The sequence below is a fragment of the Pelovirga sp. genome, from assembly GCF_059864205.1.
In genome coordinates this window covers 1-22,593 of sequence record NZ_JCBCBS010000119.1, presented here as the reverse complement: position 1 = coordinate 22,593, position 22,593 = coordinate 1, and the positions used below count along the sequence as shown (strand labels likewise).

Here is a 22,593-nt window from a genome sequence, read left to right as displayed (position 1 = left end):
TGGAGTTCGCGAAACGGGCCGGGAGGGAGCGGGAGGTACGGGAGTTCGTCGACCGTGTCGCGCGCCAGGACCGGATCGCCCGGACGAGCGAGGACCTCGTGAAGGAAGGGGTGTTCACCGGGGGGTATTGCGTGAATCCCGCCACGGGGAGCCGGATCCCGGTCTACGCCGCCAACTTCGTCCTCTACGATTACGGCACCGGCGCGGTGATGGCGGTGCCCGCCCACGATCAGCGTGATTTTGAATTCGCGCGTGCGTATGAGCTGCCGGTGATTGTGGTGATCCAGCCCGCCGGCGAAGAGTTGCGTGCGGAAACCATCGACCAGGCCCATGCCGGCTCGGGTACCTTGGTGAATTCCGGCGCCTTTGACGGACTTGATAATGAAACCGCCAAGGAACGCATTGCTGCGTTTTTAACCGCGCAGGATGCCGGTCAACAGACGGTCAACTATCGGCTGCGTGACTGGGGTGTTTCACGTCAGCGCTATTGGGGTACACCGATACCGGTGATCTACTGCGATCATTGTGGCACGGTACCGGTTCCGGAACAGCAGCTACCGGTGCTGCTGCCGACTGATGTCGAATTGACCGGCGCCGGGGGATCGCCTCTGGCGCGTCATCAGGCTTTTGTCAAGGTCGATTGCCCAACCTGCGGCAAGCCGGCGCGGCGCGAAACCGATACCTTCGATACCTTTGTTGAGAGCTCCTGGTATTTTGCCCGCTACGCCTGTCCACACCATGACGCCGCCCCCCTGGATCGTGATGCGGTCAACCACTGGCTGCCGGTTGATCAGTATATCGGCGGCATCGAACATGCCGTCATGCATCTGCTCTATGCGCGTTTTTTCACCAAGGTTCTGCGCGATTTGGGGATGCTCGATGTGGATGAACCCTTTACCAACCTGTTAACCCAGGGGATGGTCTGTAAAGAGACCCAGCGTTGCGCCGAGCATGGCTGGCTCTATCCCGAACAGGTTGCGGAAGACAAGTGCCGACTCTGTGGTCAGGTGGTGGAAGCGGGTCGTACCGAGAAGATGAGCAAATCAAAAAAGAACGTCATCGACCCCAACCAGTTGATCGACACCTACGGCGCTGACACCGCACGCCTGTTCTCCCTGTTTGCTGCGCCGCCGGAGAAAGACCTGGAATGGAACGAGCAAGGAGTAGAGGGCTGCGCCCGCTTTCTTGGTCGGGTGTGGCGTGCCGTCAGTGACAACCTGAGCGTGCTGCAGCAGGACCATAACGCATCTGAACCATTATCCGCGGCAGCCTCAGAACTGCACCGCAAAACCCATCAGACGATCAAAAAGGTCACGGAAGATATTGATGGGCGTTTTCACTTCAATACCGCGATTGCTGCGGTTATGGAATTGGTCAATGCGATTTATGCCCTGCCGGCCCGTGAGCGGGAATCAGCTGTCCTTAAAGAGGCTCTGGAGGCGGTAGTAAGGCTGCTGAACCCCTTTGTGCCCCATATCTGCGAAGAACTGTGGCAAGCCCTCGGGCATCAACAGAGCGTCGAGGTCAGTGGCTGGCCAGGCTGGGATGAAGAAGCCCTGGAATCCGATGTTGTCAATCTGGTGGTTCAGGTTAACGGCAAGGTGCGCGGAAAAATCCAGCTGCCGACGGCTGCCGATCGGGCGCAGATCGAAAAAGAAGCCCTGGATGAGGCAAATGTGCGGCGCTACATTGAAGGCAAACAGGTGCGTAAAATTATCATTGTCGCCGGTCGACTGGTCAATGTGGTGGTGTCCTGATGCGCCTGTTGCTGCTCCTGGCTGCTCTGCTGCTGGGTGCCTGCGGTTATCACTTTCCCGGCCAGGGGGGGGCATTGCCTGGTGGCGTCGAGCGTATCCATATTGCCATGTTTGACAACCAGACGCGCGAACCGCTGCTGGAAAATCGCCTGACAACAGAAGTGATCGATATTTTTTCCGGTCGTTCCAATATCCGTCAGGTTGCCATTGAAGAAGCAGAAGCGCAACTGACCGGGCGCATCCTTTCCTACGACAGTCGCTCCATCTCATATCAACAAGGGGATCAGATCAGTAAGTATCGTGCCGGTATGGTCGTCGCAGTGCGCCTGCAGCGTAGCGATAACCAGGCGCTCTTGTGGGAGGGGACGGTACGCTGGCACACAGAATATGACGCTGCTGCCGATAAAATGCTCCAGGGGGATGATGAGCGCCGCGCCCAGGATGAATTGGCGCGACGTCTGGCCGAAGAAATCTTTTCACGCCTGCTCGACGACTTCTGAAATGCTCAGCTGATGCGACTTGATGAATTTTACCGGCAGCTGGAAATCGATCCGCCGCCGCTGATTTTACTCTACGGCGCAGAGACCTACCTGCTGCAACAGGCCCACCAACGCATCCGATCCGCCATTTTTGGCACGACCAGGGATGATTTCAACGATCATCAGTTTCATGGTAAAGGCGCGCGCGCTGAAGATATTATCGACGCAGCCACCACTTATCCCGTCTTTGCGCCACGTAAACTGGTTACCGTCAACGACTTCCATCTGCTGGCTGCTGCGGAGCAGGACAAGTTCAGTGTTTATCTGGAACGTCCGCTGGAACAAACCTCTTTGTTGCTGATTGCTGAAAAAATTGACAGTCGCCGCAAGTTTTTCCAGCAGTTTAAAAAGAACGGCGTCGTTTTCAAATTTGACCCCCTTGCTGATCGTGAAATCCCCGATTTTGTTCGTCGTGAGGCCCAGCAACGCGGTATCAGGATTGGCCGCGAAGCCCTCGATCTGCTGTGCTCATTGGTGAGTAACAGCCTCCATGAAATTGAAGGGGAGCTGGATAAACTGATGTTGTATATCGGAGAACGCCGGGAAATTGGTGTTGCCGATGTTGAGGCAGTTGTTTCGCGCGGGCGTAGCGAGAGTGTCTTTGCTCTGGGTGAGGCGATTGCCAAAGGTGACCTGATCCGTGCCCTGACCCTGGTACGGCGTTTTGCTGCTGCCTCAGAGCCGCCGCTATTGGTGCTGAATCTGATCACCGGCCACTATCGCTTGCTGTGGAAAATCAGAGCCCTGGATAGCCGGCAGTGTGCCGCTGCCGATATCGCCAGACAGGTTGGTCGGCCACCCTTTATTGTTCCGCGTCTGCTTGAGCAGGCGCGGCGTTTCTCGCGCCGGCATTTTATGGCGGCCTACGCATTGTTTATCGATACCGATCTGGCGATGAAATCCCGTGGCGGTGACGCCGAGGCCCTGCTCGAATTAATGGTGATTCGTCTGATTCGTGATAAATAAAAAACCCCGTAAAATGAAACCCTTACAGGTTCACTTCAGGGGTTTTTTTGATTTTGTCAGTAGCAGAGCAACAGCAGGTGAGGCGTGTGGTAGATTAACCTTGTGACAGACTGTTGACAAGCTTTGTCAGCCGCGAAACTTTGCGACTGGCGGTGGATTTATGAATAATGCCCTTGGCGGCACTTTTGGAAATGTAAGGAATCGCTTTGGCCAGTGCGGTATTGGCTGCCTCAAGGTCGCCGCCAGTTACGGCTGTACGAACATTTTTTACCAGGGTGCGCATGGTCGATCGGATATGGGTGTTACGTGCGTTGCGTACCAGGTTTTGCTTGGCTCTTTTCAGTGCCGATTTGTGATTTGCCACGAACAATATCTCCTTGCTTGAGTAATGAAACCTTTGGGTTTTTGAAAGTTGCCCGATCATAGGCAGGCGGGTCGTTGCTGTCAAGTTAGAAATAGTTTATTTTCATCAAAAAAACACGTAGCTTCAGATGGTTGCAAAATATCACTAAGGATTAAATATATCTTATGTCGAGCAGGCAACGGATTGTAGCAGCAACCCTGGTGATGTCTGTCGCCACCTCCATCAGTCGGGTTTCCGGCTTGATCAGAGACATGGTGGTGGCGCGTTTTTTCGGCGCCGGGGTGATGACCGATGCGTTTTTCATGGCTTTTACCATCCCCAACCTGCTCCGCCGGTTTTTTGCTGAAGGTTCATTGACCGCAGCCTTCGTGCCGGTTTTTTCCGAGGTCTTTCATCGCCGTGGCGAAGAGGAGGCGCAGCAGCTGGCCAACCGTTGTGCCACCCTGTTACTGCTGGTGATGTTTGTCGTTGTCGCCGCAGGGCTGCTTTGTTCACCCTGGATTGTCCAGGCGATCGGCTATGGTTTTGGCCAGACTGCAGGTAAACTGGAACTGACCCACCAGCTCAACCTGATCATGTTTCCCTATATTGCCCTGGTATCGCTGCTGGCCCTGCTGACCGGCATTCTCAATGTCCGGGGACATTTTTTTCTTCCTTCCCTTTCCCCATTATTGCTCAATCTGGCCATGATTTTCGGCGCCTTGAGCCTGGGCCATTTATTCCAGCGTCCGATTTTTGGTCTGGCAGCAGGGGTGCTCCTGGGTGGACTATTACAGCTGTTGTTGCAGTTTCCTGTCCTGTTGCGTTATCGCATTTGCCTGCGCCCGGATTTTCGCTTCCTTCATGATGAACAGCTGAAAAAAATTACCCTGCTGATGCTGCCGGGGATTGCCGGGGTAGCAATTTATCAAATCAATGTCGTTGTTTCGCGCTTGCTCGCTTCTTTTTTGCCTGACGGCAGTGTGTCCTATCTCTATTACGGACAGCGGTTATTTGAGTTTCCGCAGGGGATCTTTATTGTTTCCCTGGCTCAGGCGGTTTTGCCGATGATGAGTCGGCAGATCGCCGATGGCGATCAACAGGGGATGCGGCAGTCGTTGAGTTTTTCCTTGACCCTGATTGCTTTATTGACCTTGCCGGCGATGGTCGGACTGATGTTGTGCGCCAAACCGGTTTTCTCGCTATTTTTTCTGGGTGGAGCTTTTAGTCTGAGTGATGTGGATAACAGCGCCCTGGCGTTAATCTGTTTTGCTCCGGGACTGCTATTTGTCGGCTATAGTCGAATAGCGGCACAAACCTTTTATGCTCTTAAGGATACCCGCACGCCGGTTATCGTATCATTCTGGACGCTGCTGGTGAATCTGGGTGCCGGTCTTGTATTAATGCAGTGGCTGGGATTTATCGGGTTGGCCCTGGCCCTGACCATCGCTTCGCTGTTTAATGCCGGTGCGTTGCTGACCCGGTTGCAAGGCAAGCTGCATCTGGGGTTTGCCCGGCAGTTGCTGACCCAGAGTGTCAGGATAATGATCGCCTGCCTGCCGATGGCGATCCTGGTATATCTGCTGCTGGGGATGGTTGACTGGAACCAGTCCGGTTTCTCTGTCGAAAAAACGCTGGTTCTCACCGCGGCCGTGGGGTCAGGAATGGTGATTTTTGTTGCCACCTGTCTGTTGCTTAAAATCGCAGAAATTCATCAATTGCTGCGACTGATTAAAGACAAATTCAATCGCCGTCAGCAACCAACAGAGCTGTCTTAATAGCGCCGAAACTGAATCTCGCCCCGGGCAATTTTCTTTTCAAGCCAGTGTCGCAGCCATCGTTTGATATAGTTTCTGCTCACCGGGGTCAGCAGGATAAAACCCATCAGATCGGTACAAAAGCCCGGAGTCAACAAGACCATTCCCCCTGCCAGAATCATCGCTCCGTCAAACATCTCTTCTGCTGGAACGCGTCCTGCCTGCAGGTCGGACTGGATGCGCGTGAGTAATTGAAACCCCTGACTGCGGGCGAGAAAAGCGCCGGCAATGCCGGTCAGAATCACCAGGCTGATGGTCGATATGACACCAATCTGCCGCCCCGCCTCAATAAGCACATAAATTTCAAGAATTGGGACAAAAGTAAAGAGAAACAGTAGCTTTATGAACATGCTCAGACCTTATCATAAAAAAAATTAAATGAAGCGTTACCATGATATGGTAATATTCATTGCGATCTTATGCTAATTGTTAACTAGTTGAAACTTAACAATAATATTTGTGACTAAAAATTGTGCAAGACGCTCATCAGGTCGGTAGTTGTTAGGCTATGGTTACAATTAACAGGGCTATCAACAGGTTTTCAACAGAAAATGTGGACTGAGGGTAAAAGTCACAGAATTTCAGGAATTTGTCAAATCCGACGATGCCAAAGTGGCATTCTGATCATCAATTTCCGCAATCGTTGCAGTTGTTTTTTGGCGCAACAGGTCTTCGGCATCCATTCCCAGCGCCACGGCCAGTCCGGTCAAATCGAAAAACAACTGAGCGACAATGTCTTCAGTTTGTTGATCGGTGGAGGATGGATCTGTCACACAGCGGGCCAGTTGGTGGTGCCCGGCGAGCAGTTGCGCGAGTCCATCAGCAGGGGAGTTATTGGCGGTTTTTTTAATCAGTTTCTGGGTTCGCTTGAGGGCCGGCAGGGTCGGGGTGAGACGCTGGGCTAACTGGTGGGAGCGGCCTTTGTGCCGGCGTTCCTCTAATTTAATCTGCTCCCAGCGTTGAGCGTGCCCCTGGGTGTCAGCATCGGCAAAAACATGAGGATGGCGGCGGATCATCTTGGCACAAATGCCGCTAATCACATCCGTCAGGTCGAACTCCTTCCGCTCGCTATGGATCTGGGCGAGAAAGACCACCTGCAGCATCAGATCACCCAGTTCATCGCATATCTCTTCCGGGTTGCCGCTATCAATCGCTTCCAGAAGTTCATAGGTTTCTTCGAGAATATAGCTCTTTAAGCTTTGCGCGGTCTGTTGTTGATCCCATGGACATCCGTGCGGCGCGCGCAGGGTTGACATGATGGCAGCCAAGGGAGAGAGATCGTGTGTGCAGTCGCACGTTGTTCGGGGTTCCGGCATGGTATTTTTATCCTTATGGCAATTGCGCTGGGTTGTGTTGCTGTGGTCATGACCTGAAGGTTAACCTGGAGTAAAAAAATCTTGCAAAACAATGATGGATAGGCTAGACAAGAGCGCCATAAAAGCGGGGGAAGGAGCCGGTCTTTTGTCTTGACATGGATGCTTCTCCCTTTATACTGTTCCCTTTGCTTTGAGGGCGTCTGTGCAGCTAGAGCTGAAACATATCAAGGGTGGGCAGCTGGATCAAGAATACTCTTGTGCTGCCGGCGACTTTCCGGAACTGGTGAGGTTGGCCGGTGCCGGTGAAAGTGCTTACCGTAGTCCCATCAATCTGCACTTGCGCTTTATCTTGTCCGGTCGCATGATTGAAGTTATTGGTCATATTCAGGCGACCCTTGATTTGACCTGTGGCAGCTGCCTGGGCACTTTTGAGTATGAGCTGGCAGAGGATTTTGCTCTGACCTTTGTTCCCGAAGTGGAGCAGACGGACCAAGTGCCGGAGCAGGAGCTTGCCGCTGACGAACTGGGATTGATCCCTTACCGCGAGGATCGTTTGGATTTATTGTTTCCCGTGCAGGAGCAACTGCTGCTGGCAGTACCGATGCACCCGCTGTGCTCAGCTAACTGTCGGGGGTTGTGCCCGCAGTGTGGTGCTGATTTGAATACAACGGTATGTAACTGCGAAAAAAAAGTGTTCAATAGCAAATTTGGTGTCCTGGCACAAATTAAAGGGCAAGCTGATTAGTGCTTGCTGGTTATAGATTACAATTGACATTAAAAACACCCCGGCAACTTCCGGTGTGATCCATCCAAGGAGAATAAGATGGCTGTTCCAAAGAAAAAGACCTCAAAATCCAAAAAAAACATGCGCCGCGCTCATGATGCCATCAGCGCCCCGGGAATCTCCACCTGTCCGAGCTGTAACGAGCCCAAGCTGCCTCATCGGGTATGCGCCAGTTGTGGCTCCTATAAAGGAAAAGAAGTTATCGACAGCGACAACGTCTGATTTGCAGCGACGCTGATATGTTGATGAAAATAGCTGTTGATGCCATGGGTGGGGATAATTCCCCGGATGTTGAGGTTGCCGGAGCGGTTGCCGCTTGTCGCCGCTGGGGATGTCAGGTTATCCTCGTCGGTGATACTGCTCGTGTCCAGCAGGAACTGGCCAAGCATGACATCAAGGGTCTGGGCATCGAGCTTCATCATGCCGGCGACATCATCAGTATGCACGACGCGCCGTCTGCTGTAAGGCGCAAAAAAGACTCTTCCATTCGCGTCGCCTTTGATCTGGTGAAGTCGAAAGCGGCCACGGCTGTCGTCAGTGCCGGCAATTCGGGTGCGATTATGGCCGCCGGGATGCTCGTCTGTGGTCGTATCGACGGGGTTGAGCGTCCTGCTATCGGCACCTCCTTACCCAACCTTGTTGATCAGACCATGGTTCTTGATATGGGGGCCAATGTTGATTGCAAAGCGAGCCACTTATATCAATTTGCCCTGATGGGAAGCATCTACGTTGAGCATCACCTCGGCAAGTCAAAGCCCCGGGTTGGTTTATTGTCCAACGGCGCCGAAGAAAAAAAGGGGAACGATCTGACCCGCGAGGCGCATCTGTTGCTTAAAGACGCCCCGTTGAATTACCGTGGTTATGTTGAAGGTGGTGATGTCTATAACGGTTCGGTTGATGTGGTGGTATGTGACGGCTTTGTCGGTAACGTTCTGCTCAAAGTATCCGAAGGTTTGGCTATTGCCATTGGTACCATGCTCAAGCACGAGATAGAGAGTCGTTTCTGGGCCAGAGTCGGTTATTTGCTCAGCCGCCCGGCCTTTACGTCATTTAAAAACAGAATCAATCCGGCGGAATATGGTGGTGCGCCGTTACTTGGCATTGCCGGTGCCGGTATTGTCTGTCATGGCAGTTCCGATCCTGTCGCCATGAGTATCGCCATTCGTCAGGCCGGCGAATATGCCCAGAGCGGTGTTTTTGAACGGCTGACAACAGTTTTTCAGCACTGACAAATTTTTCAGGAGGTACAGGCATGAGAGCACGCATTACCGGTACAGGATCCTATATGCCTGAAAAGATCCTCACCAATGCGGATCTTGAAAAGATGGTTGATACCAACCATGAGTGGATCATGGCTCGCACCGGTATCGAAGAACGCCGCATTGCTGCAGATCATCAGTGCACCTCGGATATGGCGGTGATAGCCGCCGAACGGGCCATGGCAATGGCCGGCGTCAGCGCCGACCAGATCGACGTGATTATCGTCGGAACCATCACGGGTGACTATCCCTGGCCGGCAACCGCCTGTATTGTCCAGGCCAAGCTTGGCGCCAGCAAGGCGTTTGCTTACGATGTGTCGGCAGCCTGCAGCGGTTTTCTCTATGCTCTGTCCAATGCCAACGATTTTATCCGTTGCGGTCACGGCACAAGAGCGCTGGTGATCGGTGCTGAAACCCTGAGCCGCTCAATTGACTGGACTGATCGCAACACCTGTGTTCTGTTTGGTGATGGCGCCGGAGCGGTCGTTGTCGAAGCGGGTGGTGACGATGCCGGTATCCTCTCCTGTCATCTGCATTCCGATGGAAATTTCCTCGAACTTCTCTATCAGCCTGGTTTTGGTTCCAAGCATCCAGCGACGACCGCCGGCGTTGATTCGCGTCTTCAGTATCTGAAGATGCAGGGCAATGAAGTATTCAAGGTCGCGGTGCGCTCCCTGACCGAAGTCTCTATCGAAGCCCTGGAAACCAATGGTTACACCCACGAGGATGTCAAGCTGTTCGTTCCCCATCAGGCCAATCGCCGGATTCTTGAAGCGACTGCCAAGCGCCTCCATCTCAAGGACGAACAAACCTATATCAATGTCCATAAATATGGTAATACCTCAGGTGCTACCATCCCCGTTGCTCTTGATGAGGCGAATCGTCAGGGACTGATCAGCTCAGGTGATCTGATCTTGTCCGCCGCCTTTGGTGGCGGCTTTACCTGGGCATCAACCTTGTTGCGCTGGGCCTGATTTTTACTTGATAGGAATGAACAACCATGTTGACACTGGTGTTTCCCGGACAAGGGTCGCAATATCCAGGTATGGGCAAGGATCTGGCAGAGACTTTTGCCGTTGCTGCACAGCTGTTTGAAGAGGCTAATGACGTTTTGGGTTTTGACCTGGCCAAGCTGTGCTTTTCCGGTTCTGAAGAAGATCTGAAGCTGACTGCCAACACTCAGCCGGCGATTTTGGCCGTCAGTATTGCTGCTTTGCGTGTGTTGCGTCAGGAAGTCGAACTGCACCCGGCCTATGCAGCAGGTCATTCCCTTGGCGAATATTCAGCCCTGGTGGCCGCCGGTGTTCTGTCGTTCGCCGACGCGTTAGCGACCGTCCGGCAACGCGGCACCTTCATGCAGGAAGCCGTGCCCGTCGGCGTCGGCGCTATGGCGGCGATACTGGGACTTGTAGGTGAAGAACTCGAACAACTGTGTCATGATGCCGCCCAGGGTGAGGTGGTTTCACCGGCTAACTTCAATTCACCGGGACAGGTTGTTATTGCCGGTCATGCGACTGCGGTTGAGCGGGCCATTGCCCTCGCCACTGAGCGTGGTGCCAAGCGTGCCCTTAAATTACCGGTCAGCGCCCCGTTTCATTGTGCCCTGATGGCTCCCGCCGCGCAGCGTCTTGAGCAGGTCCTCGCCGGGGTTGCCGTTGCGCCATTTGCTTTTCCGGTGGTAACCAATGTTGAGGCGATCTGCTGTGATCAGCCTGAGCGGGTAAAGCCCCTACTGGTAAAGCAGGTCTGTGCGCCGGTGCGCTGGGATGCTTCTATTGAGCACTGTGCTGCGCTGGGTGTCGACCGTTATCTTGAGGTGGGGCCGGGGAAGGTGTTGACTGGTCTGATCAAGCGGATTCATCGTGGCGCGGCAATGGATCAGGTTGCTGATGTTGCCGGTTTGAAGCGCCTGCAATCCTGATCTGTTATGCTTTGTTGTATTGTGCAGTAGTGGAGGTCAACCTATGTTGCTAAAGGACAAAGTCGCTCTTGTCACCGGAGCTACGCGCGGAATTGGGCGCGGTGTTGCTTTGGCGCTGGCTGCGCAGGGAGCGCATCTGGTTGTGGTTGGCACCAATGCCGCTAAAGCTGCCGAGGTGGCTGCCGAACTTGAACAGAAGGGTACCCAGGCGCTCGGAATCGGTGCTGATATCTCCCTTGCGGCAGATGTCGATCGTCTGGTTGACGCCGCCAAAGAACGCTTTGGCAGGATTGATATTCTTGTTAATAATGCGGGAGTTACCCGTGATGGTTTAATGTTGCGCATGAAGGAGGACGATTGGGATACGGTTCTTGATGTCAACCTCAAAGGCGCTTTTTTGTGTACCCGTAGCGTCGCCCGGCTGATGACCAAGCAGCGCAACGGTCGCATCATAAATATCTCTTCTGTTGTCGGACAGATGGGAAATCCCGGCCAGGCCAATTATTGTGCCAGTAAAGCCGGCCTGCATGGTTTAACCAGATCCAATGCCCGTGAACTGGCCAAGCGTCAGATCACTGTCAACGCCATTGCTCCCGGTTTTATCGAAACCGATATGACCGACTTTCTCACCGAGCAGCAACGCACAGAGTTGACGACCCAGATTCCCCTGGAGCGCCTCGGGCATGTTGAAGATATAGCAGCAACCGTGGTTTTTCTGGCGTCGGATCAGGCCGGCTATATTACCGGTCAGGTGATTGGCGTCAATGGTGGAATGTACATGTAAACAAACACATAATGGTCCACGTAGGACCGACAAAACAAAGGAGAAATTCAAGATGGCCTCGATTGATGAAAGAGTAAAACAGATTGTCGCTGAGCAGCTGGGTGTTGATGAAGATCAGGTAACGGAAGATGCCGCCTTCATGGATGATCTCGGTGCTGATTCCCTTGACACCGTAGAGCTGGTGATGGCTCTGGAAGAAGAATTTGATGTCGAAATTTCCGATGAAGATGCTGAAAAGATCCAGACCGTAAAGGATGCGATCGAGTACATCAGTAAGCTTTCCTGATGGTGTTGCGGGCTGGTGACGATCTGATCGTTGCCGGCCCGTTGCTCATCCAGGTATCAACAATCGTCACCTGATAATAAACTGAACCTTTGGTTTAAAGAGAGCAGAACTATGCGTAGAGTTGTGGTGACCGGTCTTGGTGTCGTATCCGCCCTGGGAACCGGTGTTGAAAAAAACTGGACGGCTGTTACCAATGGTCAGTCAGGAATTGCACCCATTACCCGGTTTGATGCTTCTGATCTGGCTACCCGGATTGCCGGTGAGGTCAAGGACTTCAATCCCGAAGACTTTATCGACAAAAAAGAGATTAAGAAGATGGATCTCTTTATTCAGTACGGTCTTGCCGCGGCAACCATGGCCTATGAAGATTCCGGTTTTGAAATCACTGCAGACAACGCTGAAATGGTTGGTGTGGTTGTCGGTTCCGGACTCGGCGGTTTGCCGGCCATAGAACATTATCACCAGGTCTTGCTCGAGCGTGGCTACAAGAAGATTTCGCCCTTTTTTATTCCGGTGGTCATTATCAATCTGGTTGCTGGTCAGATCTCTATGCGTTTTGGCGCCAAGGGACCGAATCTTTCATCCGTATCCGCCTGTGCTACCGGCACCCACTCTATCGGCGATGCCTATCATATGATTGTCCGCGGGGATGCCGATGTCATGTTTGCCGGTGGTGCCGAAGCGACCATTACCCCGCTGGGGATTGGTGGCTTTAATGTAATGAAGGCACTGTCTACCCGTAACGATGATCCTCAGGCAGCGAGCCGCCCCTTCGAAAAAAATCGTGATGGTTTTGTCATGTCGGAAGGTGCCGGTATTGTCTTGCTGGAAGAATACGAGTCGGCCAAAGCACGAGGCGCAAAAATTTACTGTGAGGTGGCAGGCTATGGTTTAACCAGTGATGCTCACCATTTAACCCAGCCTTCTCCTGGTGGTGAAGGGGCCGCCCGGTGCATAAAAATGGCGCTGCGTCATGCCAAACTTAATCCTGAGCAGGTCGGCTACATCAATGCCCACGGGACCTCGACCTACTTCAATGATCTTTACGAAACCATGGCGATTAAATCGGTATTCGGCTCCTATGCTGACAAGGTGATGATCAGCTCCACCAAGAGCATGACCGGCCACGGCCTGGGCGCTGCCGGCGGTATTGAAGCAGTCTATGCAGCCCTGGCCCTTGACCGTGGCGTGCTGCCGCCGACGATCAATTACCAGGAGCCTGATCCCGAGTGTGATCTTGATTACATCCCCAATACGGCACGGGAAATCTCCTGTCAGGCGGCAATTTCGAACTCGTTCGGCTTCGGCGGCACCAACGCGACCCTGGCCTTTAAGAAAATCTAGGAGTTTTTAAAAATGATTGCTGTTGCCAGTGACCATGGTGGTCTGGAGCTGAAAAACGCCATTCTGGCATTCTTGCGTGATCAACAGATCGACTGTGCGGATCTGGGGACGGATGGTACAGCTTCAGTGGACTATCCCGATTATGCTGAAAAGGTCGCCAGGGCGGTTACCGCCGGTGTCGCCCAGGCCGGTATTCTGATTTGCGGAACCGGTATCGGCATGTCGATTGCCGCTAACAAGATTCCCGGAATCCGTGCGGCGCTGGTGCATGATGAGTTTACCGCGCAGATGGCAGCTGAACATAACGATGCCAATATTCTGGTGATGGGTGGCCGGGTGCTCGCTGCTGAACAGGCCGTCCGGCTGGTCGATGTCTGGTTGACGTCGCGCTATGAGGGCGGGCGCCATCAGCAGCGCCTTGATAAGATTGCCGCGCTGGAATAGTTGGCCGTCGCAATTGTGATTGAAGCGGAGCGGTCAGCTGCTCCGTTTTTTTATTTGTAGCCGGTTATTTTGCCGTACGGTGAAACTGAGCTTGATCTTTTTTGCAGCGGGTTAAATTTTTACAGGAGAGTAAGCATGACAGCAGACAGGTTGGCAGCAATTGACCCTGAGATTGCGCAGGTTATTAACCAGGAAGTCGCCCGGCAGGAATACAGCCTCGAGTTTATCGCATCGGAAAATTTTGTCAGTGAAGCTGTGCTGGAGGCCCAGGGGTCGGTACTGACCAATAAGTATGCCGAAGGTTACCCCGGTAAGCGCTACTATGGTGGTTGTGAATTTGTCGATGTTGCCGAACAACTGGCCATCGATCGTGCCAAGGAACTCTTTGGTGCTGAACATGCCAATGTCCAGGCTCATTCCGGCTCTCAGGCCAATATGGCGGTCTATATGGCTACCTGTGCCCCGGGCGATACGGTGCTGGGGATGAATCTGGCCCATGGTGGCCACTTGACCCACGGTTCGCCGGTGAATTTTTCCGGCAAGCTCTACAATATTGTTGCCTACGGGGTGAAGGCTGAAACCGGTACCATCGATTATGAAGAGGTCGCGCGTCTTGCTCATGAGCATCGGCCTAAATTGATTGTTGTTGGTGCCAGCGCCTATCCGCGTGAGATTGATTTTCCCGCCTTTCGCCGGATTGCCGATGAGGTTGGCGCGCTGGTGATGGTTGATATGGCGCATATTGCCGGACTGGTTGCAGCAGGTGTTCACCCGAGTCCGGTTCCCTATGCCGATTTTGTCACCTCGACCACCCACAAGACCCTGCGTGGCCCGCGCGGTGGCCTGATCCTCTGTAGTGAAGAATGGAGTAAAAAACTCAACAGCCTGATCTTCCCCGGCATCCAGGGTGGGCCGCTGATGCATGTCATCGCGGCCAAAGCAGTGGCCTTTAAGGAGGCACTGCAACCTGAATTCAAGACCTACGCTACCCAGGTAGTGAAAAACGCCAGGGCTCTGGCAGCAGGTCTGGTCGCTCGTGGTTACAATCTGGTCTCCGGTGGTACCGACAATCACCTGATGCTGGTGGATTTCAGTGGCACCGACATAACCGGTAAAATTGCCGAAGCGACCCTTGAACATGCCGGGATCACGGTCAACAAGAATGCCGTTCCGTTTGACACCCGTTCGCCTTTTGTCACCAGTGGTATCCGTCTGGGGACCCCGGCTACTACGACCCGCGGATTGCAGGAAAAAGAGATGGAACTGGTCGCCGGATGGATTGATCTGGCGCTGAAAAACAGCGAGAATCCTGACGTCCTCGCGCAAATTCGTGCTGAGGTCAAGCAGCTATGCCTGCAGTTCCCCCTTTATCCGCAGCGCATTGGGTAGATTTCAATGATTCGTCCGGATTGGGATGAGTATTTCATGCAAATTACTCAGCTGGTAGCCACCCGTTCTACCTGTCTGCGCCGTCAGGTCGGGGCGCTGCTGGTCAAGGACAAGAATATTCTGGCAACCGGCTATAATGGTGTACCCTCCGGCATCTCCCATTGTGATGTCACCGGCTGCTTGCGTGATCAGCTTCAGGTTCCCTCCGGCGAGCGTCATGAACTCTGTCGTGGCCTGCATGCCGAACAGAATGCCATCATTCAGGCGGCTCGCCACGGCACCAATATTGCCGATGCAACCCTTTACTGCACAGATTCTCCCTGTATTATTTGCAGCAAGATGCTGATTAATGCCGGGGTGACTGAAATCATCTATGGCCGTGGTTATCCCGATCAGTTATCGCTGGAGATGCTTGGTGAAGCCGGGATCCGCTATCATCAGTATCAGCCGCTAGCAGCGCCATGAAGTGCCCGTTCTGTAGCCATGAAGATACCCGGGTGGTTGATTCACGCCTTGGCAAGGATGGCAATAACGTCCGCCGCCGGCGCGAATGTCCAGTGTGCGAGCGGCGCTTTACCACCTATGAGCGGGTAGAGGAAATTCTTCCCTATGTCATCAAAAAAGATGGCCGCCGTGAACCCTTCGATCGCGCCAAGATTGTTTCCGGCATGCAGCGCGCCTGCGAAAAGCGTCCGGTCTCCATGGAACAGATTGAAGCCCTGGTAGACCAGCTTGAGCGACAATTTCAAGAGTGTGGTGATAAGGAAATTCCGGCCAGCCTGATCGGCGAAGCGGTGATGGATGCCCTGCATGATACCGACGAAGTCGCCTATGTGCGTTTTGCCTCGGTGTACCGTCAATTCAAGGATATCAATGAGTTCATGAATGAGCTTACCGATCTGCTCAAAAACTCCGGCAAGGGGTGATGGCGTCGCCAAAACATCATGACTGACTCTCCATCTTCCCATCACATGTACATGCAGCGCGCCCTTGAGCTGGCTGAACAGGGCAGGGGACGTACCGCCCCCAACCCGGCGGTGGGAGCGGTGATTGTCAAGGATGGCCGGATTGTCGGCGAGGGGTTCCATCCTCAGGCCGGCATGCCCCACGCTGAAGTCTACGCCCTTGACCAGGCCGGTGCCAATGCCCAGGGCGCGGATATCTATGTCACCCTCGAGCCCTGCTCCCATATCGGACGCACTCCACCCTGTGCCCGGGCGCTGATCGCTGCCGGTATCCGCCGCGCTTTTGTTGCCATCATTGATCCCAATCCGCGGGTTTCCGGCGCCGGTATCTCACTGCTGCGCGAGGCTGGAATCGTCGTTGAAGTCGGTTTATGTCAGGACCAAGCGGCTGATTTGATCGCCGGTTTCAGTAAACATTTACGCAGCGGCCACCCCTGGACCATCTATAAGGCGGCCATGACCCTTGATGGTCATACGGCTACCGCAATCGGTGATTCGCGCTGGATCTCCTGTGAACAAAGCCGTCTGCGGGTGCATCGCTTGCGTAACCGGGTCGAAGCTATTATGGTGGGAATCGAAACGCTACTTAAGGACGATCCGCTGCTCAACGTCCGCCTTCCAGGTGAACAGACCCGTGACCCCTTGCGTGTTGTCGTTGACAGCCGCTTACGCTTTCCCCTGTCGGCGAAGATGCTGACGCAAGACTCGACGGCAGCGACCCTGATCGCCACCGGTTGTGAGGACAGCGCGCGAATCAATGCCTTAACTGCGGCAGGAGCCGAGGTGCTGCTATTGCCCACCGATGACGCTGGTCTTGTCAATCTGCCGGCCCTGTGGGACGAACTTGGTCGTCGTCAGATCCAGCATCTGCTGCTGGAAGGCGGCAGTACCCTGGCCACATCCGCCTGGCAAGAGTGTCTGATTGATGAACTGATGGTCTTTGTGGCGCCACGCCTGGTCGGTGGTTGTCCAACCAGGGGTCTGTTCGCCGGTAGCGGCACAACCCTGATGGCTGACAGCGCCATGCTCGACGCTATGCGCCACGAAACATCGGGGACTGATCTGTTGATTAGGGCAAAGGTGCAGACATGTTTACTGGACTGATTCAAGCTATTGGCCAGGTGCGCACTATTGAGGGTAGCGCTGATGCCGGGACGTTATGGATTACCAGCGCACTGGTGCACGATGACCTGTGCCTGGGGGAGAGCATAGCCGTCAATGGTGTTTGCCTCACCGTCACCGGATGGGATAGCGACAGCTTTAGCCTTGATGTGTCGCCGGAAACCCTGCGGACAACCACGCTGGGATCATTACCGCCGCGTACCGCCGTCAATCTCGAACGGGCCCTGCGCCTTAGTGACCGTCTTGGCGGTCATCTGGTCGCCGGTCATGTCGACTGTGTTGGTACGGTGCGGCAAAAACGCAAAGAACACAACGCGGTATATTTCGAGTTTGCCGCACCGGCGCCGGCCCTGCGCTATGTCGTTGCCAAAGGCTCGGTCGCTATCGACGGGGTCAGCCTGACCGTCAATCAGGTGTTTAACGACCGCTTCAGCATCATGGTCATTCCCCATTCTCTGGAGCAGACCTGCCTGAAAGAGCGCCGTGTTGGTGACCCGGTCAACATTGAAACCGACCTGATCGGCCGTTATGTCGAGCGTTTTGTTGCGCACCCGGGCGGAGCGAACGGCGGGTCATTGAGCCGTGAGTTTCTTGCTAAAAACGGGTTTCTGTGAGATAAATCTCAATTTTATTCCGCCACCCTGATTTAAATATCGCAACATAAAGGAAAGCAGTAATGACGATAGCAAAAATCGATGCCGCTCTGGAGGATATCCGTCACGGTAAAATGGTGATTCTGGTTGATGATGAAGATCGCGAGAACGAAGGCGATCTGGTCATCGCCGCCGAGCTGGTGACGCCGGAAGCGATCAATTTTATGGCCCGTCATGGGCGGGGTTTGATCTGCCTGTCATTGACCGAAGAACGCGCTGATGAGCTTGAGTTGCCGCTGATGGTCACTAACAACAGCTCGTCCTTCGGTACCGCTTTTACTGTCAGTATTGAAGCGCGCAAAGGGGTGACCACCGGTATCTCCGCCGCCGACCGCGCCCGTACTGTTGCCGTAGCTGTTGCTGATGAAACTGCCGCCGGGGACCTGGCCCGTCCGGGACATATTTTCCCCTTGCGGGCCAAAAAAGGCGGCGTGATGGTGCGCGCCGGCCAGACGGAAGGTTCGGTTGATCTGGCGCGCCTGGCCGGGCTCAAGCCGGCCGGGGTCATCTGCGAGATCATGAACGAAGACGGCACCATGGCGCGTATGCCGCAACTCGAGGTGTTTGCCCTAGAGCACGATCTGAAAATCATTTCCATTGCTGACATCGTCGCCTATCGGATGCGCAAGGAACTGCTGGTGCGGCGCGCTGCCGAAACCAGGATGCCAACGCCCCATGGCGGCCCCTTTAACGCAATTATCTATGAAAACGAGGTTGATAACGCACATCATATTGCCCTGGTCAAAGGTACCATCGATCCTGAAAAGCCGGTGCTGGTGCGGGTCCATTCTGAGTGTCTGACCGGCGATGTCTTTGCCTCGGCGCGCTGTGATTGCGGCAATCAGCTCCACACTGCGATGGATCGCATCGGCGCGGAAGGAACAGGGGTCGTCCTCTATATGCGTCAGGAAGGGCGCGGTATCGGCCTGATTAACAAATTCAAAGCCTATGCCTTGCAGGATCAGGGGCACGATACGGTCGAGGCCAACCACATGCTTGGATTTGCTGCTGATTTGCGTGACTACGGCATCGGTGCCCAGATTCTCGCTGACCTGGGGGTACGCAAGATCCGTTTGATGACCAACAATCCTAAAAAAATTATCGGCCTTGAAGGCTACGGTCTCGAGGTGGTAGAACGGGTTGGTCTTGAGATTCCTGCCCAGGGATCCAACATCAATTACCTGAAAACCAAACGTGAAAAAATGGGGCACTTGCTCGAAAATATATAGTCCGCTAAAGGAGCTTTCAGATGCCAAAGATCATTGAAGGAAAACTCGCTGCCGGTAACTTTCGTTTCGGTCTTATTGTCAGCCGTTTCAACAGCTTTATCTCTGAACGCCTGTTGGAAGGTGCGATCGACACCCTGATCCGCCATGGTGCCGACGAGGCGCAGTTAACCGTGGTGAAGGTGCCCGGTGCTTTTGAAATACCGCTGATGGCGAAGCAGATGGCGGCATCAAACAAGTTTGATGCGCTCTTGTGTCTGGGTGCCGTGATTCGCGGCGGCACCCCGCATTTTGAATATATCAGTTCCGAAGTCACCAAAGGGGTGGCGCAGGTATCGTTGGAGGCCGGCCTGCCGGTGGCCTTTGGCGTGCTGACTACTGACTCGGTTGAACAGGCGATTGAACGGGCCGGGACCAAGGCCGGAAACAAAGGGGCCGAAGCTGCCATGAGTGCGCTGGAAATGGTGAATCTGCTGGGAGCATTCAACGCCGATGAATAATAACCGGCGGCGCGGGCGCGAATATGCCCTGAAAATTCTCTTTGCCCATAAATTCCAGGACGAGCAGATTGACACCGAGCGGATTCTGGAAAATTTCTGGAACAATCTGCACTATTCTGAAGATATCCTCGGTGAACCCTTCGAACAAGGAGCACCGCCGGTTCCCGAAGCAGTGCGGCTGTTTACCGAAAAACTGGTGCGCGGGGTGCTGGAGCAGCGCCCCCTGCTCGATGAACGGATCGCGGCCGTTGCCCACAACTGGTCGCTGATGCGCATGGCGCCGGTTGATCTGGCCCTGTTGCGGTTGGCGACCTTCGAGTTGCTGTTTCTTCCCGATATCCCGACAGCAGTAACCCTGAATGAGGCGATCGAAATCGCCAAGCGTTACGGCACCAAAGAATCACCCACTTTTATCAACGGACTGCTGGATAAAATCGCCCAACACATCAATGCAGCGTAACATCAGTATGATTGATGGCGTCGCAAAAACTCACCAACTACTGCGTTGCTGCGTTTATTTCACTGCTTTGACGTACGTAAGTACGCCTCATTGCTCAACAAGCGCGCCTTGTATTTGGCGCTTTTTGCTTATCCATCCAAAATGATACTTTTTGCGAAAGCATCATGATTGATATAGAGTTTTTAAGGAGATAAAACATGAAGAAAGCCATCAATATCGGTCTGCTCGGCTTCGGTACCATTGGTACCGGGGTGGTCAGGGTATTACAAAAAAATGCGGATGTGATTCAGCAGCGCCTGGGTGCGCCGGTGCAATTACTGAGAATTGCCGATCTGGATATTACTACCGATCGTGGCGTGCAGGTGGCGCAAGGCATGTTGACCACCAACGTTGACGATGTTGTCAATCATCCCGATATTGATCTGGTTATCGAACTGATCGGCGGTTATGAGCCGGCGAAAAGTTTTCTGCTCAAAGCCATTGCCAACGGCAAGCATATTGTCACCGCCAATAAAGCGCTGATGGCCGTCCACGGCCAGGAAATTATCGCCGCCGCCAACAAGGCTGGTGTCTCGGTCATGTTTGAAGCCGCTGTCGGTGGTGGCATTCCGGTGATCTCACCGATCAAGGAGAGCCTTTGCGCTAACCGTTTCAGTTCAGTGCTCGGCATTCTCAACGGCACCTGTAACTACATCCTCTCCAAAATGACCGATCAGGGTAGTGAATTTGCCGCAGTACTCAAAGAGGCGCAGCAACTGGGCTATGCCGAAGCCGACCCGACCTTTGATATTGAAGGGGTAGATACCGCCCACAAGATCGCCTTGCTCAGTGGGCTGTGTTTCGGTACCAGGGTCGATTTTGATCAGGTCTATATTGAGGGGATCAGCAATATCGATGCCGTCGACATCAGTTTTGCCAAGCAGATGGGGTACAAGATTAAACTGCTGGCGATCGGCAAGAATCATGGTGATCAGATTGAGGTGCGGGTCCATCCGACCATGATTCCGGCAGAGGATCAACTCGCCGAAGTGGATGGTGCCTTTAATGCCGTGCGCCTGATCGGTGATTTTGTCGGTCCGACCCTGCTTTACGGCAGTGGTGCCGGTATGGATCCCACCGCCAGTGCGGTCATGGGCGATGTCATGGCCATCGGCCGCGATATCCTCAGCGGTGCGCGTCTGCGTGTGCCGATTATGGGGTGTGGTGAAACGGCGGTGCAGGCGTTACCGATTCAGCCGATGAGTGACATCGTCAGCCACTACTACCTGCACTTCAAGAGCCTTGATCAGCCGGGAGTATTGGCCAGGATTGCCGGGTGCCTTGGCGATCATAACATCAGCATCCAGTCGATGATCCAGCCCGAGCGTCACGATGCCGACTGTGTCCCCATTGTTCTGATGACCCACGCCGCCAAGGAAGCAGATATCGTCAAAGCGTTAAAAGAGATCGAAGCGTTTGACATCACCTGCCAACCCCCGCGACTGATCCGGGTCGAGCATGATCTAGGTTAAAAGGGTCGCAAAAAAAGAGCTCCCATCCTTTTTCAGGATGGGAGCTCCCCCCCCCCTCCGAACCCATTGCTAAGTCCCATACAATGTAGAGTGCATTGCCATCGGTTCAGTTCCTGATTGCGTATCACTATAATCAGGAGTTCTGAAAAAAATCTGACTGGGAATGGTTTTTTTTAAAAAAAACTGTTTTTTTAAAATTTTTTAGTTCGTCGATATTTCCGGTTCAACAATATAGCGCTTGATCTTACGGGTGGTGGTTTTCGGGAATTCATCCTCGCGCAGGGTGAATTTTTTCACCCGTTTGTAGTCGGCGAGTTCCTTGCCATAGGTCTGAATCTCGCGGCGGATCAAATTTTCAATTTCTCCGGCAGCAAGAGGCTTGTCCTTCTGCTCCCGCGCCAGGGTAAACAGGGCCTCTTCATCGGGGAAGACGACGGCGTATACCTCCTCAGCCGTCTTGCCGATACGATGGCCGTAGACCATGATTTCGGCAATATAAGGGCTTTTAAGCAGTTGATTTTCCACTTCTTCCGGGTAAACGTTCTTGCCGTTGGGGGTCACAATCAGATTCTTTACCCGCCCGCAGATGGAGAGCATGCCGTTTGTATCAATGCGGCCCAGATCGCCGGTACGGTACCAGCCATCCTGGAGAACCTCAGTCGTTGCCGCCTCATTATTGTAATAACCGAGCATGACATTGGGGCCTTTGACCAGAATTTCTCCCTCGCCATCAGGGTTAGGTTTGTCAATCCGCACCTCCACATCCTTCAAGGTTTCACCAACTGTGCCTGGCTTGCTGTTAAAGGGACTTTCCGCGGCAATGACCGGTGAGGTCTCGGTGATGCCGTAACCCTGATAGAGGGTCAGCCCCAGGTTACGGAATCCTTCAGAGATTGCCGGATCCAGGGCAGCGCCACCGCTGACAAAGGTGGTGTGTTCGCCCACCGCCTTTTTGACATTGGCAGCGACAATTTTGCGGGTCAACGCAAATTTATAGAGCATGCGCGATGTGGGTTTGGTGTCGATTTTTTTCATGATGCGGTCGTACAGGAGTCGATAGACTGCCGGCACGCCAAGCAGGAAGGTCGGTTTGATTTCATTGAGATTGTCCCCCAGTTTTTTGATCGATTCGGCAAAACTGATCCGGCCACCCAGGGCCAGGGGGAGAAGAATGCCGCAGACCTGTTCAAACACGTGGTTGATCGGC

Annotated in this window: 26 protein-coding genes; 22 read left to right on the top strand and 4 right to left on the bottom strand. The window is 53.8% G+C overall.

Going from position 1 to position 22,593, the window contains the following annotated elements:
* The 3 genes from leuS to holA form a co-directional block, all read left to right on the top strand.
* Positions 1–1,757: leucine--tRNA ligase (leuS, locus tag AC6F7T_RS08010; protein WP_500717655.1), on the top strand; the 1,757-nt coding region annotated here is incomplete at its 5' end.
* The gene (gene lptE / locus AC6F7T_RS08005) at positions 1,757–2,257 is read left to right on the top strand and encodes an LPS assembly lipoprotein LptE (RefSeq protein WP_500717653.1); all 501 of its coding nucleotides are present in this window, start codon (positions 1,757–1,759) and stop codon (positions 2,255–2,257) included. The genes leuS and lptE, both read left to right, overlap by 1 nt.
* A 12-nt stretch (positions 2,258–2,269) precedes the next feature.
* A complete protein-coding gene (holA, locus tag AC6F7T_RS08000; protein WP_500717652.1) occupies positions 2,270–3,262 on the top strand; it encodes a DNA polymerase III subunit delta in 993 nt (330 codons plus the stop codon).
* Positions 3,263–3,356: 94 nt separating this feature from the next.
* Here the strand turns inward: holA and rpsT are convergent, their stop codons facing one another.
* Positions 3,357–3,626, bottom strand: coding sequence for a 30S ribosomal protein S20 (rpsT, locus tag AC6F7T_RS07995; RefSeq protein ID WP_500717651.1), 270 nt, complete (start codon positions 3,624–3,626; stop codon positions 3,357–3,359).
* A 164-nt stretch (positions 3,627–3,790) separates the two neighbouring features.
* Between rpsT and murJ the strand changes: the two genes are divergently transcribed.
* Positions 3,791–5,383, top strand: a complete 1,593-nt coding sequence (gene murJ, locus AC6F7T_RS07990) for a murein biosynthesis integral membrane protein MurJ (RefSeq protein ID WP_500717649.1) — start codon at positions 3,791–3,793, stop codon at positions 5,381–5,383.
* Here the strand turns inward: murJ and AC6F7T_RS07985 are convergent.
* Positions 5,380–5,772: an FxsA family protein gene (locus AC6F7T_RS07985; protein WP_500717648.1), complete on the bottom strand. Its 393-nt coding sequence runs from the start codon at positions 5,770–5,772 to the stop codon at positions 5,380–5,382. The genes murJ and AC6F7T_RS07985 overlap by 4 nt on opposite strands.
* 231 nt (positions 5,773–6,003) lie before the next feature.
* Entirely contained in the window at positions 6,004–6,738 is a 735-nt protein-coding gene (locus tag AC6F7T_RS07980) for a MazG family protein (RefSeq protein ID WP_500717647.1), read from the bottom strand.
* 202 nt (positions 6,739–6,940) lie between these two features.
* Here AC6F7T_RS07980 and AC6F7T_RS07975 point away from each other — a divergent pair, with 202 nt between their 5' ends.
* From AC6F7T_RS07975 to AC6F7T_RS07890, 18 genes are all read left to right on the top strand, one after another.
* Complete coding sequence (locus AC6F7T_RS07975; RefSeq protein ID WP_500717645.1) at positions 6,941–7,483, top strand: YceD family protein; 543 nt, start codon at positions 6,941–6,943, stop codon at positions 7,481–7,483.
* Positions 7,484–7,561: 78 nt separating this feature from the next.
* Positions 7,562–7,744, top strand: a complete 183-nt coding sequence (gene rpmF, locus AC6F7T_RS07970) for a 50S ribosomal protein L32 (protein ID WP_500717644.1) — start codon at positions 7,562–7,564, stop codon at positions 7,742–7,744.
* A 23-nt stretch (positions 7,745–7,767) separates the two neighbouring features.
* Entirely contained in the window at positions 7,768–8,751 is a 984-nt protein-coding gene (gene plsX, locus AC6F7T_RS07965) for a phosphate acyltransferase PlsX (protein WP_500717642.1), read from the top strand.
* Between the two features lie 23 nt (positions 8,752–8,774).
* Positions 8,775–9,755 carry a beta-ketoacyl-ACP synthase 3 gene (locus AC6F7T_RS07960; protein WP_500717641.1) on the top strand — a complete coding sequence of 327 codons (981 nt, stop codon included), beginning with the start codon at positions 8,775–8,777 and terminating at the stop codon, positions 9,753–9,755.
* Between the two features lie 26 nt (positions 9,756–9,781).
* Positions 9,782–10,702, top strand: a complete 921-nt coding sequence (gene fabD / locus AC6F7T_RS07955) for an ACP S-malonyltransferase (RefSeq protein WP_500717639.1) — start codon at positions 9,782–9,784, stop codon at positions 10,700–10,702.
* A gap of 43 nt (positions 10,703–10,745) precedes the next feature.
* Complete coding sequence (gene fabG, locus AC6F7T_RS07950) at positions 10,746–11,486, top strand: 3-oxoacyl-[acyl-carrier-protein] reductase (RefSeq protein WP_500717637.1); 741 nt, start codon at positions 10,746–10,748, stop codon at positions 11,484–11,486.
* A gap of 52 nt (positions 11,487–11,538) precedes the next feature.
* On the top strand, positions 11,539–11,772 hold the full coding sequence (gene acpP, locus AC6F7T_RS07945; protein ID WP_500717635.1) for an acyl carrier protein: 234 nt from the start codon (positions 11,539–11,541) through the stop codon (positions 11,770–11,772).
* Positions 11,773–11,883: 111 nt separating this feature from the next.
* Positions 11,884–13,116, top strand: a complete 1,233-nt coding sequence (gene fabF, locus AC6F7T_RS07940; RefSeq protein WP_500717633.1) for a beta-ketoacyl-ACP synthase II — start codon at positions 11,884–11,886, stop codon at positions 13,114–13,116.
* A gap of 12 nt (positions 13,117–13,128) precedes the next feature.
* Positions 13,129–13,560 carry a ribose 5-phosphate isomerase B gene (gene rpiB / locus AC6F7T_RS07935; protein WP_500717631.1) on the top strand — a complete coding sequence of 144 codons (432 nt, stop codon included), beginning with the start codon at positions 13,129–13,131 and terminating at the stop codon, positions 13,558–13,560.
* A 135-nt stretch (positions 13,561–13,695) separates the two neighbouring features.
* Complete coding sequence (glyA, locus tag AC6F7T_RS07930; protein ID WP_500717630.1) at positions 13,696–14,949, top strand: serine hydroxymethyltransferase; 1,254 nt, start codon at positions 13,696–13,698, stop codon at positions 14,947–14,949.
* A gap of 6 nt (positions 14,950–14,955) precedes the next feature.
* Positions 14,956–15,414, top strand: a complete 459-nt coding sequence (locus AC6F7T_RS07925) for a deaminase (protein WP_500717629.1) — start codon at positions 14,956–14,958, stop codon at positions 15,412–15,414.
* A complete protein-coding gene (gene nrdR, locus AC6F7T_RS07920) occupies positions 15,411–15,875 on the top strand; it encodes a transcriptional regulator NrdR (RefSeq protein ID WP_500717627.1) in 465 nt (154 codons plus the stop codon). The genes AC6F7T_RS07925 and nrdR overlap by 4 nt, the downstream gene beginning before the upstream one ends.
* A gap of 18 nt (positions 15,876–15,893) precedes the next feature.
* A complete protein-coding gene (gene ribD / locus AC6F7T_RS07915; RefSeq protein ID WP_500717626.1) occupies positions 15,894–17,018 on the top strand; it encodes a bifunctional diaminohydroxyphosphoribosylaminopyrimidine deaminase/5-amino-6-(5-phosphoribosylamino)uracil reductase RibD in 1,125 nt (374 codons plus the stop codon).
* Entirely contained in the window at positions 17,003–17,650 is a 648-nt protein-coding gene (locus AC6F7T_RS07910; protein ID WP_500717624.1) for a riboflavin synthase, read from the top strand. The genes ribD and AC6F7T_RS07910 overlap by 16 nt, the downstream gene beginning before the upstream one ends.
* Positions 17,651–17,712: 62 nt before the next feature.
* Positions 17,713–18,918, top strand: a complete 1,206-nt coding sequence (locus tag AC6F7T_RS07905; RefSeq protein ID WP_500717623.1) for a bifunctional 3,4-dihydroxy-2-butanone-4-phosphate synthase/GTP cyclohydrolase II — start codon at positions 17,713–17,715, stop codon at positions 18,916–18,918.
* A 20-nt stretch (positions 18,919–18,938) separates the two neighbouring features.
* Positions 18,939–19,415, top strand: a complete 477-nt coding sequence (gene ribH, locus AC6F7T_RS07900) for a 6,7-dimethyl-8-ribityllumazine synthase (protein ID WP_500717621.1) — start codon at positions 18,939–18,941, stop codon at positions 19,413–19,415.
* Positions 19,408–19,875, top strand: a complete 468-nt coding sequence (gene nusB / locus AC6F7T_RS07895) for a transcription antitermination factor NusB (RefSeq protein ID WP_500717620.1) — start codon at positions 19,408–19,410, stop codon at positions 19,873–19,875. The genes ribH and nusB overlap by 8 nt, the downstream gene beginning before the upstream one ends.
* A 197-nt stretch (positions 19,876–20,072) precedes the next feature.
* Positions 20,073–21,386, top strand: coding sequence for a homoserine dehydrogenase (locus AC6F7T_RS07890; protein ID WP_500717618.1), 1,314 nt, complete (start codon positions 20,073–20,075; stop codon positions 21,384–21,386).
* A gap of 201 nt (positions 21,387–21,587) precedes the next feature.
* Here the strand turns inward: AC6F7T_RS07890 and AC6F7T_RS07885 are convergent.
* Positions 21,588–22,593 (bottom strand): AMP-binding protein (locus AC6F7T_RS07885; protein ID WP_500717616.1); only part of this gene is annotated, 1,006 nt, incomplete at its 5' end.

What these genes read in the sequence shown, in the direction of transcription:
- lptE (WP_500717653.1), top strand. Translation starts at nt 1,757, where the DNA reads ATGCGCCTGTTGCTGCTCCTGGCTGCTCTGCTGCTGGGTGCCTGCGGT.
- holA (WP_500717652.1), top strand. Translation starts at nt 2,270, where the DNA reads ATGCGACTTGATGAATTTTACCGGCAGCTGGAAATCGATCCGCCGCCG.
- murJ (WP_500717649.1), top strand. Translation starts at nt 3,791, where the DNA reads ATGTCGAGCAGGCAACGGATTGTAGCAGCAACCCTGGTGATGTCTGTC.
- AC6F7T_RS07985 (WP_500717648.1), bottom strand. Translation starts at nt 5,772, where the DNA reads ATGTTCATAAAGCTACTGTTTCTCTTTACTTTTGTCCCAATTCTTGAA.
- AC6F7T_RS07980 (WP_500717647.1), bottom strand. Translation starts at nt 6,738, where the DNA reads ATGCCGGAACCCCGAACAACGTGCGACTGCACACACGATCTCTCTCCC.
- rpmF (WP_500717644.1), top strand. Translation starts at nt 7,562, where the DNA reads ATGGCTGTTCCAAAGAAAAAGACCTCAAAATCCAAAAAAAACATGCGC.
- plsX (WP_500717642.1), top strand. Translation starts at nt 7,768, where the DNA reads ATGAAAATAGCTGTTGATGCCATGGGTGGGGATAATTCCCCGGATGTT.
- AC6F7T_RS07960 (WP_500717641.1), top strand. Translation starts at nt 8,775, where the DNA reads ATGAGAGCACGCATTACCGGTACAGGATCCTATATGCCTGAAAAGATC.
- fabD (WP_500717639.1), top strand. Translation starts at nt 9,782, where the DNA reads ATGTTGACACTGGTGTTTCCCGGACAAGGGTCGCAATATCCAGGTATG.
- fabG (WP_500717637.1), top strand. Translation starts at nt 10,746, where the DNA reads ATGTTGCTAAAGGACAAAGTCGCTCTTGTCACCGGAGCTACGCGCGGA.
- acpP (WP_500717635.1), top strand. Translation starts at nt 11,539, where the DNA reads ATGGCCTCGATTGATGAAAGAGTAAAACAGATTGTCGCTGAGCAGCTG.
- fabF (WP_500717633.1), top strand. Translation starts at nt 11,884, where the DNA reads ATGCGTAGAGTTGTGGTGACCGGTCTTGGTGTCGTATCCGCCCTGGGA.
- rpiB (WP_500717631.1), top strand. Translation starts at nt 13,129, where the DNA reads ATGATTGCTGTTGCCAGTGACCATGGTGGTCTGGAGCTGAAAAACGCC.
- glyA (WP_500717630.1), top strand. Translation starts at nt 13,696, where the DNA reads ATGACAGCAGACAGGTTGGCAGCAATTGACCCTGAGATTGCGCAGGTT.
- AC6F7T_RS07925 (WP_500717629.1), top strand. Translation starts at nt 14,956, where the DNA reads ATGATTCGTCCGGATTGGGATGAGTATTTCATGCAAATTACTCAGCTG.
- nrdR (WP_500717627.1), top strand. Translation starts at nt 15,411, where the DNA reads ATGAAGTGCCCGTTCTGTAGCCATGAAGATACCCGGGTGGTTGATTCA.
- ribD (WP_500717626.1), top strand. Translation starts at nt 15,894, where the DNA reads ATGACTGACTCTCCATCTTCCCATCACATGTACATGCAGCGCGCCCTT.
- AC6F7T_RS07910 (WP_500717624.1), top strand. Translation starts at nt 17,003, where the DNA reads ATGTTTACTGGACTGATTCAAGCTATTGGCCAGGTGCGCACTATTGAG.
- AC6F7T_RS07905 (WP_500717623.1), top strand. Translation starts at nt 17,713, where the DNA reads ATGACGATAGCAAAAATCGATGCCGCTCTGGAGGATATCCGTCACGGT.
- ribH (WP_500717621.1), top strand. Translation starts at nt 18,939, where the DNA reads ATGCCAAAGATCATTGAAGGAAAACTCGCTGCCGGTAACTTTCGTTTC.
- nusB (WP_500717620.1), top strand. Translation starts at nt 19,408, where the DNA reads ATGAATAATAACCGGCGGCGCGGGCGCGAATATGCCCTGAAAATTCTC.
- AC6F7T_RS07890 (WP_500717618.1), top strand. Translation starts at nt 20,073, where the DNA reads ATGAAGAAAGCCATCAATATCGGTCTGCTCGGCTTCGGTACCATTGGT.